General features: G+C 59.3%; 15 protein-coding genes. 7 read left to right on the top strand and 8 right to left on the bottom strand.

Translation table 11 applies throughout. The annotated features are described in order from the left end of the window. Positions 1–47: 47 nt before the first annotated feature. Together hemH and QMX84_RS11235 are read right to left on the bottom strand one after the other, a co-directional pair. Entirely contained in the window at positions 48–1073 is a 1026-nt protein-coding gene (gene hemH, locus QMX84_RS11240; protein ID WP_282363830.1) for a ferrochelatase, read from the bottom strand. Between the two features lie 13 nt (positions 1074–1086). After that, positions 1087–1989, bottom strand: a complete 903-nt coding sequence (locus tag QMX84_RS11235) for a TIGR01777 family oxidoreductase (protein ID WP_123749599.1) — start codon at positions 1987–1989, stop codon at positions 1087–1089. 192 nt (positions 1990–2181) lie between these two features. Here QMX84_RS11235 and QMX84_RS11230 point away from each other — a divergent pair, with 192 nt between their 5' ends. The 7 genes from QMX84_RS11230 (at position 2182) to QMX84_RS11200 (ending at position 8013) form a co-directional block, all read left to right on the top strand. After that, positions 2182–3168, top strand: coding sequence for an FAD-dependent oxidoreductase (locus QMX84_RS11230; protein ID WP_282363829.1), 987 nt, complete (start codon positions 2182–2184; stop codon positions 3166–3168). Continuing rightward, on the top strand, positions 3165–3380 hold the full coding sequence (locus QMX84_RS11225; RefSeq protein ID WP_048368398.1) for a TIGR02450 family Trp-rich protein: 216 nt from the start codon (positions 3165–3167) through the stop codon (positions 3378–3380). The genes QMX84_RS11230 and QMX84_RS11225 overlap by 4 nt, the downstream gene beginning before the upstream one ends. A gap of 122 nt (positions 3381–3502) precedes the next feature. After that, a complete protein-coding gene (locus QMX84_RS11220; RefSeq protein WP_262125651.1) occupies positions 3503–4471 on the top strand; it encodes a DUF523 and DUF1722 domain-containing protein in 969 nt (322 codons plus the stop codon). A gap of 2 nt (positions 4472–4473) precedes the next feature. Next, entirely contained in the window at positions 4474–5409 is a 936-nt protein-coding gene (locus QMX84_RS11215; RefSeq protein WP_262125650.1) for a MerR family transcriptional regulator, read from the top strand. A gap of 18 nt (positions 5410–5427) precedes the next feature. Continuing rightward, positions 5428–6873, top strand: a complete 1446-nt coding sequence (gene phrB, locus QMX84_RS11210) for a deoxyribodipyrimidine photo-lyase (RefSeq protein ID WP_282363828.1) — start codon at positions 5428–5430, stop codon at positions 6871–6873. Further along, a complete protein-coding gene (locus tag QMX84_RS11205) occupies positions 6866–7636 on the top strand; it encodes an SDR family NAD(P)-dependent oxidoreductase (RefSeq protein ID WP_282363827.1) in 771 nt (256 codons plus the stop codon). The genes phrB and QMX84_RS11205 overlap by 8 nt, the downstream gene beginning before the upstream one ends. 71 nt (positions 7637–7707) lie before the next feature. Beyond that, on the top strand, positions 7708–8013 hold the full coding sequence (locus QMX84_RS11200; RefSeq protein ID WP_282363826.1) for a YkgJ family cysteine cluster protein: 306 nt from the start codon (positions 7708–7710) through the stop codon (positions 8011–8013). A gap of 58 nt (positions 8014–8071) precedes the next feature. Here the strand turns inward: QMX84_RS11200 and QMX84_RS11195 are convergent, their stop codons facing one another. The 6 genes from QMX84_RS11195 to hemA form a co-directional block, all read right to left on the bottom strand. Next, positions 8072–8590 carry an acyloxyacyl hydrolase gene (locus QMX84_RS11195; protein WP_282363825.1) on the bottom strand — a complete coding sequence of 173 codons (519 nt, stop codon included), beginning with the start codon at positions 8588–8590 and terminating at the stop codon, positions 8072–8074. A gap of 115 nt (positions 8591–8705) precedes the next feature. After that, positions 8706–9497 (bottom strand): glutamate racemase, encoded by a 792-nt coding sequence (gene murI / locus QMX84_RS11190; RefSeq protein WP_282363824.1) that lies wholly within the window; start codon positions 9495–9497, stop codon positions 8706–8708. After that, complete coding sequence (locus QMX84_RS11185) at positions 9490–10245, bottom strand: molybdopterin-synthase adenylyltransferase MoeB (RefSeq protein WP_282363823.1); 756 nt, start codon at positions 10243–10245, stop codon at positions 9490–9492. Before QMX84_RS11185 ends, murI begins: the two co-directional genes overlap by 8 nt. Continuing rightward, positions 10239–11069: a peptide chain release factor N(5)-glutamine methyltransferase gene (gene prmC / locus QMX84_RS11180; RefSeq protein WP_282363822.1), complete on the bottom strand. Its 831-nt coding sequence runs from the start codon at positions 11067–11069 to the stop codon at positions 10239–10241. Before prmC ends, QMX84_RS11185 begins: the two co-directional genes overlap by 7 nt. After that, positions 11070–12152, bottom strand: a complete 1083-nt coding sequence (gene prfA, locus QMX84_RS11175) for a peptide chain release factor 1 (RefSeq protein WP_282363821.1) — start codon at positions 12150–12152, stop codon at positions 11070–11072. Next, complete coding sequence (hemA, locus tag QMX84_RS11170; RefSeq protein ID WP_153333373.1) at positions 12152–13438, bottom strand: glutamyl-tRNA reductase; 1287 nt, start codon at positions 13436–13438, stop codon at positions 12152–12154. The genes prfA and hemA overlap by 1 nt, the downstream gene beginning before the upstream one ends. Positions 13439–13474 lie beyond the last annotated feature (36 nt).

Below are 13474 nucleotides of genomic sequence, written 5' to 3'. Positions count from 1 at the left end.
GTTTAAGAGATCGCGAGGCAAGCTCGCTCCTACAGTCTTTGCAGCTTTTACAACGCCAACGGCGCCCTTTCACAAATGGTATTCAGCGCCGCCGCCCACTCCGGGTTGTCATTGAGACACGACACCAGCACCAACTCCTCGCCCCCCGCCTCAATAAACTGCTCGCGTCCGCGATCGCCGATCTCTTCCAGGGTCTCGATGCAATCGGCGACAAACGCCGGGCACATCACCAGAATTTTCTTCACGCCGTCTTTGGCCAGCGCATCCAGACGCGCTTCGGTGTAGGGTTCGATCCACTTGGCCCGGCCCAGTCGCGACTGAAAGGCCACCGACCATTTGCCCTCCGGCAAGCCCATGCGCTCGGCAAACGATTGTGCGGTGCGCAAGCATTGCGCCCGGTAGCAGGTCGCCAGCACTTCGGTCGATGCATTCTGGCAGCAATCGGCATTTTTGAAGCAGTGATTGCCGGTCGGGTCCAGCTTGTGCAAATGCCGCTCAGGCAAGCCGTGAAAGCTCAGCAACAAGTGATCGTAGTCTTGCTCCAGGTGCGGCCGGGCGCTGGCCACCAAGGCGTCAAGGTATTCAGCCTGATCGTAAAACGGCTGCACGATCGAGAACTGCATCGACAGTTTTTTGGCCTTGACCACCCGCTTGGCTTCTTCAATCACCGTGGTCACGGTGCTGTCGGCGAACTGTGGATACAGTGGCGCCAGCGTCACCTGCTTGATGCCTTGCGCAGCCAGACGCGTGAGCACGGTTTCAATCGACGGCTCGCCATAGCGCATGGCCAGCTCGACCGGGCCTTTGGTCCATTCGCGGGTCATGGCCTGCTGCAAGCGGCGGCTCAACACCACCAGCGGTGAGCCCTCGTCCCACCAGATCGAGGCGTAGGCATGCGCCGACTGCTCGGGCCGCTTGATCAAAATCAAAGACACCAACAGTCGACGCACAGGCCACGGCAAGTCGATGACGTAAGGGTCCATCAAAAACTGGTTCAAGTAGCTGCGTACATCCGCTACCGAAGTAGACGCCGGCGAACCCAGGTTAACCAGCAACAGCGCGTGGTCGGTCATGCAACATCCTATTTCAGAGGCGGGCGGAAAGATCGTCTAGCGCCGCACGCAAATCGGTGAACTGAAAAGTGAAACCGGCAGCCAGCAAGCGGGCGGGCATTGCCCGCTGGCCACCCAACAATAACGTTGCCATCTCGCCCAATCCCACCTGCAAAACAAACGCCGGTGCTGGCATGAACGCCGGGCGGTGCAACACGCTGCCCAAGGTTTTGGCGAACTCAGCGTTGCGTACCGGGTGCGGGGCGCAGGCATTATAAGGACCCGAGGCGGCATTCTCATGCACAAGAAAATCAATCAGGGCAATTTGGTCTTTGATGTGAATCCACGACATCCATTGCCGACCGTTGCCCACCGGGCCGCCCAAGCCCATCTTGAACGGCAGCAACAGGCGCGACAAAAAGCCGCCCTCAGCCGCCAACACCAACCCCGTGCGCACCAGCACCACACGAATGCCCAAGGCTTGGGCACGCTGGGCAGTTTCTTCCCAGGCAATGCACAAGTGGGACGCGAAATCGTCGTTGACCGGCGGCGATTCTTCGGTCAGTTCACGCTCACCGCCGTCGCCATACCAGCCAACGGCCGACCCGGAGATCAGCACCGAAGGTTTGTGTTCGAGGCTTTCGAGCCAGACTAAAAGCGTTTCGGTGAGCGTGACCCGGCTGCTCCACAACTGCGCCTTGCGCTTGCGTGTCCAGCGGCCGCCGGCAATCGGCGCCCCGGCCAGATTGACCACGACGTCTACTGGCTCGTGGCTTAACTCAACCAGGTGCTCGATGCCCCGAACGCCCGCCCCGCACAGTGCTTGCACGCGTTCAGGCTGGCGGCTCCACACACTCAGGCGATGACCTTGCGCCAGCCAGTGACGACACAGTTGGCGGCCTATCAAGCCTGTACCGCCGGTCAGCAATATGTGCATGGGGTGAACCTCCCGAGGAGTTTTATGCAGAGCACTGGTCTATTTTTAAAATAAGGCCCATTAATGGGCCATTAGCCTTATAAAGAATAGGTCAGTCTGACTCGGCAGGCGCACTAAAACCTATACCAAAAAATAAATTTGTACAGGTATTATAGAAAACGAAGTCTGTGCAAACAGGGGAACGAGACCAATATGACTGTACCCATTGCGATCATCGGAGCCGGCATTGCCGGACTCTCAGCCGCCAACGCGCTGCACAAGGCCGGTTATGCGGTTCATCTTTTTGATAAAAGTCGAGGCAGCGGCGGGCGCATGTCGAGCAAGCGCAGCGATGCCGGCGCGCTGGATCTGGGTGCACAGTATTTCACTGCCCGTGACCGTCGATTTGTCGATGAAGTCCAGCAGTGGCAAGCCCATGGCTGGGCTGCCGAATGGTCCCCGCATTTGTACAACCACAAAAACGGCCAACTGACCCCCTCGCCCGACGAGCAAACCCGCTGGGTCGGCGCACCGCGCATGAGCGCAATCACACGCGGGATGCTTGGGCGCCTGACGGTGAACTTTTCGTGCCGAATTACCGATTTGATCCACGGCGAAAAACACTGGCATTTGCTCGACTCGGACGAATGCACCCATGGCCCTTTTAGCCATGTGATTGTTGCCACCCCTGCCCCGCAGGCAATCGCTCTGCTGGCCGCAGCACCTAAACTGGCCACCACCGTTGCCGGGGTCAAGATGGACCCTACCTGGGCCGTCGCTTTGGCTTTCGAAACACCGCTCGAGACCCCGATGGAGGGCTGCTTTGTACAAGACAGCCCGCTGGACTGGCTGGCCCGCAACCGCAGCAAGCCCGGCCGCGAAGACACCCCGGACACTTGGGTTTTGCACGCGACCAGCGCCTGGAGCAAACAGAACCTCGACCTGCCCAAAGATGCCGTGATCGAGCACTTGCACGGTGCCTTTGCCGAGCTGATCCACTGCACCATGCCGGCGCCGGTCTTCACCCTGGCCCACCGCTGGCTCTACGCCCGGCCGTCTTCTGCCCATGAATGGGGCGCCCTGGCCGATGCTGACCTGGGACTCTATGCCTGCGGCGACTGGTGCTTGTCTGGACGGGTCGAAGGGGCCTGGCTCAGCGGCCAGGAAGCCGCCCGCCGATTGATCGAGCACTTGTCATGAATCGCATTAATCCGCGCAAACTGCTGCTGTCCAAATGGACGGCAGCCCAGCCCAAACACCGCGAAAAACACTTTCTGGTCACCCAATTGTTCTGCGACGAAGAAGGCACCGTGCTGGAAGTCGAGCTTCAGGCCGTGCTCACCCAGCGCAACCAGCGCCTGCCATGGCAACACTTGCAAGCGGCGGATGAGTGGAAGCTGGGCTGGCTGTAACTGACCCGCCTGAACCTCAAATACCTGTACAAGATATTTGACTTGTACAAGCCTGCGCTTATGATGAAACCAAGTTGTACATCAATTAAAAGATGTACAAGTATTTCTTGGAGGTTCGTAACATGGGCAGCACTGCTTCTTGCCAGCACAAACCAAAAATTGCCATCAGTGCCTGCTTGCTGGGCGCCGAGGTTCGCTTCAATGGTGGGCACAAAGAATCGCGGCTGTGCAGTCAGACCCTGAGCGAGCATTTTGAATTTGTACCGCTATGCCCCGAGGTTGCCATTGGCCTGGGCACTCCCCGCCAGGCCATACGGCTGGTCGGCGACCCGGCGCAGCCTCAGGCTGTCGGCAGTGTCGATAACCAACTGAACGTTACCCGGCCGCTGCACGATTACGGCGTAGAAATGGCCGCGGCGCATACCGACATCTGTGGCTACATCTTTATGCAAAAGTCGCCATCGTGCGGGCTTGAACGGGTCAAGGTGTACCAGGACGGCGGTCGCCCTGCCGAATTGAGCGGCCGTGGCATTTATGCCCAGGCGTTTTGCGCGGCGCACCCGGATTTACCCGTGGAAGAAGACGGCCGCCTGAATGACCCGGTGCTGCGTGAAAACTTCCTGACCCGTGTGTACGCCTACAGCGACTGGCAAGCCTTGCTCAAGCAAGGCATCACGCGCCGCACTCTCACCGAATACCACGCCCGTTACAAATATCAGCTCATGGCCAACAGCCCGGTGCAATACAAGGCGCTGGGCAACCTGCTGGGCAACCTCGGCAAGCAAGACCCGCGAGACATCGCTCCGCACTATTTCAGCGAATTGATGAAAGCGCTGAAAAAATGCGCCACGCGTCGTACTCACACCAACGTGCTGCAACACCTGAGCGGCTACCTCAAGCGCTCCATCAGCGCCGAAGACAAGCAGGAAATGCAGCAACTGATCAGCCAGTACCTCAAGGGCATTGTGCCGCTGGTGGTGCCACTGACCCTGCTCAAGCATCACTTCCGCCAGCACCCGGACCTTTACATCTCGCGGCAGGTCTACCTGCAACCGCACCCTGAAAACCTCAGCCTGCGTAATGCTATCTGACAATGAATGATGACCTGATCATGTCCAACACACCCGACTCGGACTACAGCAAAGCCCTGGCTGAAGGCTGGATACCGATCCGCGAAGTCGCCCGCATGACCGGTGTCAACGCCGTCACGCTGCGTGCCTGGGAGCGCCGGTACGGCCTGATCGTGCCCTTTCGTACCGCCAAAGGGCACCGTCTGTTCTCCACCGACCATGTGCTGCGTATTCGGCGCATTCTGACCTGGCTCAACCGCGGGGTTTCGGTCAGCCAGATCAAACCGCTGCTCGATTCTGCCCCCTCTTACCATGAGCCTGCCGACAATGATTGGCACGCATGGCGCCAAGCGCTGACCCTGGCGATCCGCGAACTGGCGGAACGCCGCCTTGATGACAACTTCAATCAGGTCATGTCGCTGTACCCGGCCCAACCCTTGTGCGAGCACCTGTTGATGCCGCTGATCAGCGAGCTGGAACAACACTGGCACGGCCAATTTGGCGCGCAACTGGAACGCGTATTTTTTGAGTCCTGGCTGCGCAGCAAACTGGGCGCGCGGATTTACCACAACAACCGCTCCCTCAGCGGCCCGCCAGTGCTGCTGATCAACCAGTCAGACAGGCCATTCGAGCCCCATCTATGGCTTACCGCCCTGATGGTCAGCAGCAGCCATTGCCCGGTTGAAGTGTTTGACGCCCAGATACCCGGCAGTGAGCTGGCGGTGGCTGTCGAGCGGCTCAACGCCCGCGCGGTGGTGCTGTATTCGAGCAAACCGTTGAACCTGCAACACCTGCCAAAACTGTTAAGTGCGATCACTTGCCCGGTGTTGATTGCCGGGCCCTCGGTGTCCATCCACAACGACGAATTAGCGGTATCCAGCGCTGAAAGCGCGGCTTTGTCTTTGGCAAAGGACCCCATCGAAGCCCATCAACGCCTGAGCCAACTTCGCCTCTTTTAGTGCTTTCAAGGAACAGACATGCAACTTTTGTGGTTACGCAGCGATTTGCGCCAACATGACAACACCGCTCTGAGCGCCAGTGCCGAGCGCGGCCCGACCGTGGCCGTGTACCTGATCAGCCCTGAGCAATGGCTGGCGCACGACGACGCGCCCTGCAAAGTCGATTTCTGGTTGCGCAACTTGAGCATCTTGAGCGACAGCCTGAAACGGTTGAACATCCCGCTGCTTATCCGCACCGCCACCACCTGGGATCAGGCGCCCGCTGTGCTGCTTGAGTTATGCCAGCAACTGGGCATTGATGACGTGCACGTCAACGAGGAATACGGGATCCATGAAACCCGTCGCGACCACGCTGTTGCCGACGCACTTAAGGCCCAAGGCATCGGCTTTCACAGCTATCTGGACCAGTTGCTGTTTGCGCCCGGCAGCCTCCTGACGCAGTCCGGCTCGTATTTTAAGGTGTTCACCCAATTTCGCCGGCTCTGCTACAACCGCTTGCACATGGCCCTGCCGAAAACCATCACGGCGCCCAAAGCGCAAGCGGCCCTCCTGATCAAACGCGATAGCGTGCCGCAAGCCATCCCCGGCTTTGAAACACCGCCCCAGGCTCTGCGTGATCTCTGGCCCGCCGGTGAAGATGAAGCCCATGAGCGTTTGGCGCGCTTTACCAGTGAACAAATTCACTACTACCAGGACGAGCGCGATTTACCCGCCAAGCCGGGTACCAGCCAGCTGTCCACCTATCTGGCCGCAGGCGTTCTTTCGCCTCGCCAGTGCTTGCATGCGGCGCTGGGCAGCAACAACGGCGAGTTCGAAAGCGGCAGCCCTGGCGTCTTTACCTGGGTCAACGAGCTGCTCTGGCGCGAGTTCTACAAACATGTGCTGGTGGGCTTCCCGCGTGTCTCACGGCACCGCGCCTTCAAACCAGAAACCGAATATTTGCCTTGGCGTAACGCCCCGGCCGAACTGGCCGCCTGGCAAGAAGGCCGTACCGGCGTGCCGATTGTCGACGCGGCGATCCGCCAACTGCTGGCCACCGGCTGGATGCACAACCGCCTGCGCATGGTGGTGGCGATGTTCCTGACCAAAAACCTGTTGATCGACTGGCGCGAAGGCGAGCGTTTTTTCATGCGCCATTTGATTGATGGCGACCTCGCGGCCAACAACGGCGGCTGGCAGTGGAGCGCATCAACCGGTACAGACTCCGTTCCGTATTTCAGAATTTTCAACCCGTTAAGCCAGTCCGAGCGCTTCGATTCTGAAGGGCTATTCATCAAGCACTGGTTGCCCGAGCTCGCTGCACTGAATAAAAAAGAAGTGCACAACCCGGCCTCTGCTGGCGGCCTGTTTGGTGTAGCCAATTACCCTGCGCCTATTGTCGATCTGAAGAAAAGCCGCGAACGCGCCCTCAGCGCCTTCAAAAGCCTGCCTTCACGACAACTTCTCGAGGTGGAACATGATTGAAGGTCGTCGCATCTGGTTAACCGGCGCCAGCAGCGGTATTGGCGCGCACATGGCAAAAGAGCTGCTGCAACGTGGCGCCCACCTTGCCTTGACCGCCCGCACTCTGGGCCCGCTGGTGGCGTTGTCTGAACGCTTCCCCGGCCAGGTGTTGCTGGTGCCCGGCGACCTGACTGACCATCTGCAAGTGCGTGAAATCGGCATGACCATCGCGCAAAGCTGGGGTGCCCTGGACACGGTCATCCTGAGCGCTGGAACCTGTGAATATGTCGATGTCAGACAATTTGATGCCAGGGTGATCGAGCGCTCGGTGTGCACCAACTTGCTGGCCAGCAGTTATTGCATTGAAAGCGCGCTGCCCTTGCTGCGCGCCGGACGCACACCGCATTTGGTGGGCGTAGTCAGTGCGGTCACGACCTCGCCGCAGCGCCGGGCACAAGCTTTTGGTGCGGCAAAGTCGGGGCTGCGTTACTTACTTGAATCACTGCGGGTTGATCTGGCTGACGAAGGGATTGATGTGACCTTGGTCAGCCCAGGCTTTGTCGATACGTCGCGGGCAGAAAACCCTGAGCTGTCAATACAGGGCCGCTGGCCTGCCTCTAAAGCCGCTGCCTACATCTGCCAGCAGCTACAAAAACGCCCGCGGGAAGTCGTATTCCCGACACGCTTGCTAAAACTGCTCAACCTGCTGGCCACCCTGCCAAAACGCATGCAGGTTGCACTGGCCAAGCGCCTGTCACGCAGCCATGGCGAGACCTCGCTCTAAGCCTGTGAGGCTGCGGGTGATTGGTCAGCGGGTTTACACCTGAGCGCGGCTCTGCCTTACACTGCGCGCCTATGACCAACATCGCCCTGACCGACATTACTGAACCTGCCGTTACGTGTTCGACGTGCGCGGCCTGTTGCTGCCAACTGGAAGTGATGCTGATCACCCACACCGGTGTACCCGAGCGTTTTATCGACAACGATGACTGGGGCGGTGAGGTGATGCTCAGGCTGGACGATGGCTGGTGTGCTGCGCTGGATCGCAACACCATGATGTGCACGATTTATGAACAGCGCCCGCTGATTTGTCGAGAGTTCGAGATGGGCGACGTTGAATGCCTGAATGAACGTCAGGGGATTTCGACGGCGTACGTGTAGGAGCGAGCGTCTTTTAAGATCAAAAGATCGCGAGGCGAGCTCGCTCCTACAGGGGTTGTTACAGCGGGAAGGTGTAGTGCAGCGAGTAGCTTTCTACGCCGTCGTTGGTGCTGGACAACCCGGCATTGGAGTAGTGAGTCGCGCGAATGCCGACTTCATGCCCGCCCGCAAAGCGCAGGCCAAAGCCTAGGCGGTCTTCAAACTGGAATGCCGTGCCCAATTTGTTGCGCTCGACCTCGGTGTGGCCAAACACCGCCACGCCGATCCCGGCTTCCAGGTAAGGCTTGACCGTTTCGCCGGCAAATTCGTACACAAAGACAGGCGAGAACGACAGGCTGTTGTTCGCCGAAGACTTGTCGCCTTCCCAATAGGTGTAAGCGCCGCTCCAGTAACCGGTCAAACGACCGACGTCACTTTGCAGCCAGCTTTTGTCCCAATTTGAATTCAAGCCCAGACGATAGGTCATCGTTGACTCACTGGTGTGCCCCACACCGAATTCAATGCCGGCCGCTTGTGCCGTATAGCTATACCCCAGAGCGGCCGTTGCCAGCGCCACCAAGCCAATCAAACGTTTCATATGAAAATCCTATTTTCGTATGCCGATCTTAATTTTTATGTACCTCATCAAACCGATGAGTATGAATCTCCAGCCCCTGAGAAAGTTCAACGACTCAAATGCTCTTCATGTTTTCTTACAGATCGAAGCTTCGCACAAGACCAGATTTATTCCACAACACATGAAGGATATTTCTTAGAGATTCGGGGGACGCGCTGGTCCATAGCTGCGTTTCCCGCGCAGGGCCGGTCGCCAACAGGTCGCGCTCGTCCAATAAGCGTTGCAGTTGGCGGGCCACGGCGGCGCCGGTGTCGATCAAGACGATCGACGGTGGGAGCATTTGGCTGAGCAAAGGCTTGAGGAAGGGGTAATGCGTGCAGCCCAGAATAATGGTGTCGCAGCCGGCGGCCAGCAGCGGCTCGACATAGCCGCGCAGCATCGTGCGCAAGGCCTCGCTGCTCAGATCGCCGGTTTCGATCAATTCCACCAGGCCGGGGCACGGCTGGGTGATGACCTTTACGGAACTGGCGAAGCGGTCGAGCAAGGCGGCGAACTTGGCACTCTGCAAGGTGCCGGTGGTGGCGAGCACGCCGACCACGCCACTGCGGGTCGCTGCCGCAGCGGGTTTTACCGCAGGCTCCATACCGACCATGGGCCAGTCGGGGTAGCGCTGACGCAAATCTGCCACGGCCGCCACGGTCGCTGTGTTGCACGCCAGCACCAAGGCCTTGGCCCCTTCACGCTGGAAAAACTCAGCCATGATCGCGCAGCGCTCACGAATGAACTCGGGGCTTTTTTCGCCGTAGGGAATATGCCCGCAGTCGCCGACATAGAGCAGCGATTCGTTGGGCAACAATTGGTTGATCTCGCGTAACACCGACAAACCGCCGACGCCGGAATCGAACACACCAATCGGCGCTTCACTCATGGACAGCCCCGCACACGCTACAGGCCGGATCGCGCTTGACCCGCAACTCGCGAAAGCGCGTGGTCACGGCGTCAATCAATAACAGGCGCCCCACCAGTGGCTCGCCAAAACCGGCCAGCAACTTGAGTGCCTCCAGCGCTTGCAGGCTGCCGACCAGCCCCACCAGCGGACCGATGACGCCGGCTTCGCTGCACGTCAGCTCTTCGTCGCTGCCGTGCCCATATAGACAGTGGTAACACGGGCTCGCGGGCTGGCGCGGGTCAAAAACCGACAACTGCCCCTCAAGGCGAATCGCTGCACCGCTGACCAATGGCTTGCGCGCCGCGACACAGGCGCGGTTGACGGCCTCGCGGGTGCCAAAGTTGTCACAGCAATCGAGCACCACGTCCACCGCGGACACGGCCTCGGCCAGCGAGTCGGCATCCAGCGCCGAGCGATGGGCAACCAGTTTGATGTGCGGGTTCAGCAGACGAAGACGGCGCATGGCCGAGTCGACCTTGCTTTCGCCGACATTGGCGCTGTCGTGGATGATCTGGCGTTGCAGGTTGGTCACGTCGACGCTGTCGAAATCAGCCACGTGCAGCTCACCCACACCCGCTGCCGCCAGGTACAGCGCCACCGGCGAGCCCAGCCCGCCCAGACCGACAATCAGCGCACGGCTGTTTTTCAGCTTGAGCTGGCCGTCGATGTCGACCTGTTGCAACAGGATCTGTCGGCTATAGCGCAACAGCTCCTCATCGGTCAGCACGGCAGGCGGCCCAGGGTAATGCGTTCGTGGGCGCCCAGGTCTTTACGGCTTTCTACCTGTTCAAAGCCCGCGTCTTGCAGCAGCTCACGAACCGCAGCGGCCTGGTCGTAGCCGTGTTCAAGCATTAACCAGCCACCGGCATTTAGATGCAGCGGGGCTTGGGCAATGATGTGGCGAATGTCATCCAGACCGTCAGCACCGGCCACCAGCGCACTTTCAGGCTCGAAGCGCACGTCGCCTTCGGCCAGGTGCGAGTCACCTGCGGCGATGTAGGGCGGGTTGCTGATGATCAGGTCAAAGCGTTGATCTGCCAGAGCGCTGAACCAGTGGCTGTGCAGTACGCTGACGTTGGCCAGTTGCAAACGCTGGCGGTTGCGTTCGGCCAGCGCCACGGCTTCAGGCACGCGGTCGACCGCCGTCACCTGCCAGGCGCCACGCTCACTGGCCAACGCGAGGGCAATCGCCCCGCTGCCGGTGCCCAGGTCCAGCACTTTGGCCGGGGTCTGGGGCAGCAACGCCAATGCCGTTTCGACCAGCAGCTCGGTGTCCGGGCGCGGGATCAAGGTGTGCGGCGCGACTTCCAGGTCGAGCTTCCAAAACCCTTGCTGGCCCAAAATATAGGCCACCGGTTCACCTTGGCGACGGCGCTGCAAGAAGTCTGAAAAGGTCGACGCGGCTTCGCTGCTGACGATTTTTTCTGGCCACGTGTGCAGGTAACTGCGCGGTTTGCCCAGCGCGGCCGCCAGCAACAGCTCCGCATCAAGACGGGCGGTGGGCGAGTCGGGCAATTCAGCGGCACGTAACAAACTGGCAATAATGGTCATTTATTCACCCAGGGCTGTCAGTTGGTCAGCCTGATATTCCGCTAACAATGGCTCAATAACGGCATCAACACCGCCGGCCAATACTTCATCCAGTGAATACAAGGTCAAGTTGACGCGATGGTCTGTCACACGGCCTTGCGCGAAGTTGTAGGTGCGAATGCGCTCGGAACGGTCGCCCGAGCCCACCAGCAATTTACGCTCGCTGGCGATCGCGTTGGCCGCGGCGCTGGTTTGCTGGTCATTCAATTTAGCTGAAAGCCAGGACATCGCCCGTGCCCGGTTTTTATGCTGGGAACGCTCTTCCTGACACTCGACCACAATGCCGGTCGGCAAGTGCGTGATACGAATGGCCGAGTCGGTTTTGTTGACGTGCTGACCACCCGCCCCCGAAGAACGGTAGGTGTCGACGCGCAAGTCGGCCGGGTTGATCTCGATTGCTTCTTGCTCGTCAGGCTCAGGCAAAACGGCAACGGTACAGGCCGAGGTGTGGATACGGCCCTGAGATTCGGTGGCCGGTACACGCTGCACGCGGTGGGCGCCGGACTCGAACTTCAGCTTGCCGTACACATTCTCGCCTTCGACCCGGGCGATGACTTCTTTATAGCCGCCATGTTCGCCGATGCTTTCTGACAGGATCTCGACCCGCCAGCCACGACGCTCGGCGTAACGCGAGTACATGCGAAACAGGTCGCCGGCAAAAATAGCCGCTTCATCACCGCCGGTGCCCGCGCGAATTTCGAGGAAGACGTTGCGCCCGTCGTTCGGGTCTTTGGGCAAGAGCATGCGTTGCAGGTCTTTTTCCAGCCCGATGAGCTGCTCTTTGGCTTCGCGGACTTCTTCAACCGCCATTTCGCGCATGTCAGGGTCGTTGTCCTTGAGCAGCGCCTGGGCACCTTCGAGGTCTTCCTGCACCTTGAGCCACTTAACGTAGGCGGCAACAATGGGCTCAACCTCCGCGTACTCCTTGGAGTAGGCGCGGAACTTGGTTTGATCAGAAATGACCTCGCCATCGCCAAGCAAGGCGGTCAATTCTTCAAATCGATCCCGGAGGATGTCCAGCTTATTAAGCAGTGACGCTTTCATTACAGTTTTTTATCCGCAGAGCTATCCGATGAGCCCTCACCGAGGGCAAAAAGTTCTTGGGCCATGGCCAGCGCATCGAGGCGGCCTTCGGCGGAAAGCTTTTTAAGCTGCACGCTGGGGGCGTGAAGCAATTTATTGGTTAAACCACGTGCCAGTTGCACCAGCACGTCTTGCGGATTGCTGCCATTGGCCATCATCCGCAGGGCTTTTTGCAATTCTTCATCGCGCAGGCGCTCGCCTTGTTGGCGATAGGCTTTAAGCACATCAACCGCCGCCAGCTCACGCAAACGCACCATGAAGTCGTCGGCGCCGATGCTCACCAGCTCTTCAGCGGCCTGGGCAGCGCCCTGACGGCTCTTGAGGTTTTCTGCGACCACTTCGTGCAAGTCGTCGACGGTATAGAGGTAAACGTCGTCCAACTCGCCGACTTCTGGCTCGATATCCCGTGGAACGGCAATGTCGACCATGAAAATAGGCTTGTGCTTGCGCAGCTTCAAGGCACTTTCGACAGCGCCCTTGCCCAAAATCGGCAACTGGCTGGCGGTCGAGCTGATCACGATGTCGCTGTGCACCAGCTCTTGTGGAATGTCTGACAACAACACGGCATGAGCGCCGAACTGCTCGGCCAGGGTACTGGCCCGCTCTAAGGTACGGTTAGCCACCACGATGCGTTTAACCCCCAGATCATGCAGGTGCCGGGCGACCAGGGTGATGGTCTCGCCCGCCCCGATCAGCAGTGCCTGACTGCGCTGCAAGTCGCTGAAAATCTGCTTGGCCAGGCTCACTGCAGCAAACGCCACCGACACCGGGTTTTCACCAATCGCCGTGTCGGTGCGCACTTGCTTGGCCGAGTTGAACGTAGCCTGGAACAGACGCCCCAATAGCGGCCCGACAGTACCCGCCTCACGCGCCACGGCGTAGGCAGATTTCATCTGGCCGAGAATTTGCGGCTCGCCCAACACCAGCGAATCGAGCCCCGATGCCACGCGCATCATGTGACGAACGGCCGCATCATCTTCATGGATGTAGGCACACGCCCGCAGCTCTTCGTAGTTCAGATCGTGATATTCGGCCAGCCATTTCAGCACAGCTTCGGCGCCGAGTTGGTCTTGTTCGAGATAAAGCTCACTGCGATTGCAGGTCGAGAGGATCGCAGCTTCGCGACTGTCGGTGAGGCGGCAGAGTTGCTGCAAGGCTTCAACCAACTGCTCTGGAGTAAATGCCACGCGCTCGCGGACGTCTACTGAAGCAGTCTTGTGGTTAATACCGAGTGCGAGGAAGGCCATTCAATATCGCTGATGGTGACGAGAAGCCGACAATTG

Source organism: Pseudomonas sp. PS01297 (genome assembly GCF_029959305.1).
Lineage (GTDB): Bacteria > Pseudomonadota > Gammaproteobacteria > Pseudomonadales > Pseudomonadaceae > Aquipseudomonas > Aquipseudomonas helleri.
Note: the sequence above shows the minus strand (reverse complement) of the source record. Positions and strands in the feature narration are given on the sequence as shown.

Bases quoted from the DNA above. Each gene is read 5' to 3' on its own strand.
- hemH (WP_282363830.1), bottom strand. From the start codon at position 1,073: ATGACCGACCACGCGCTGTTGCTGGTTAACCTGGGTTCGCCGGCGTCT.
- QMX84_RS11235 (WP_123749599.1), bottom strand. From the start codon at position 1,989: ATGCACATATTGCTGACCGGCGGTACAGGCTTGATAGGCCGCCAACTG.
- QMX84_RS11230 (WP_282363829.1), top strand. From the start codon at position 2,182: ATGACTGTACCCATTGCGATCATCGGAGCCGGCATTGCCGGACTCTCA.
- QMX84_RS11225 (WP_048368398.1), top strand. From the start codon at position 3,165: ATGAATCGCATTAATCCGCGCAAACTGCTGCTGTCCAAATGGACGGCA.
- QMX84_RS11220 (WP_262125651.1), top strand. From the start codon at position 3,503: ATGGGCAGCACTGCTTCTTGCCAGCACAAACCAAAAATTGCCATCAGT.
- QMX84_RS11215 (WP_262125650.1), top strand. From the start codon at position 4,474: ATGAATGATGACCTGATCATGTCCAACACACCCGACTCGGACTACAGC.
- phrB (WP_282363828.1), top strand. From the start codon at position 5,428: ATGCAACTTTTGTGGTTACGCAGCGATTTGCGCCAACATGACAACACC.
- QMX84_RS11205 (WP_282363827.1), top strand. From the start codon at position 6,866: ATGATTGAAGGTCGTCGCATCTGGTTAACCGGCGCCAGCAGCGGTATT.
- QMX84_RS11200 (WP_282363826.1), top strand. From the start codon at position 7,708: ATGACCAACATCGCCCTGACCGACATTACTGAACCTGCCGTTACGTGT.
- QMX84_RS11195 (WP_282363825.1), bottom strand. From the start codon at position 8,590: ATGAAACGTTTGATTGGCTTGGTGGCGCTGGCAACGGCCGCTCTGGGG.
- murI (WP_282363824.1), bottom strand. From the start codon at position 9,497: ATGAGTGAAGCGCCGATTGGTGTGTTCGATTCCGGCGTCGGCGGTTTG.
- prmC (WP_282363822.1), bottom strand. From the start codon at position 11,069: ATGACCATTATTGCCAGTTTGTTACGTGCCGCTGAATTGCCCGACTCG.
- prfA (WP_282363821.1), bottom strand. From the start codon at position 12,152: ATGAAAGCGTCACTGCTTAATAAGCTGGACATCCTCCGGGATCGATTT.
- hemA (WP_153333373.1), bottom strand. From the start codon at position 13,438: ATGGCCTTCCTCGCACTCGGTATTAACCACAAGACTGCTTCAGTAGAC.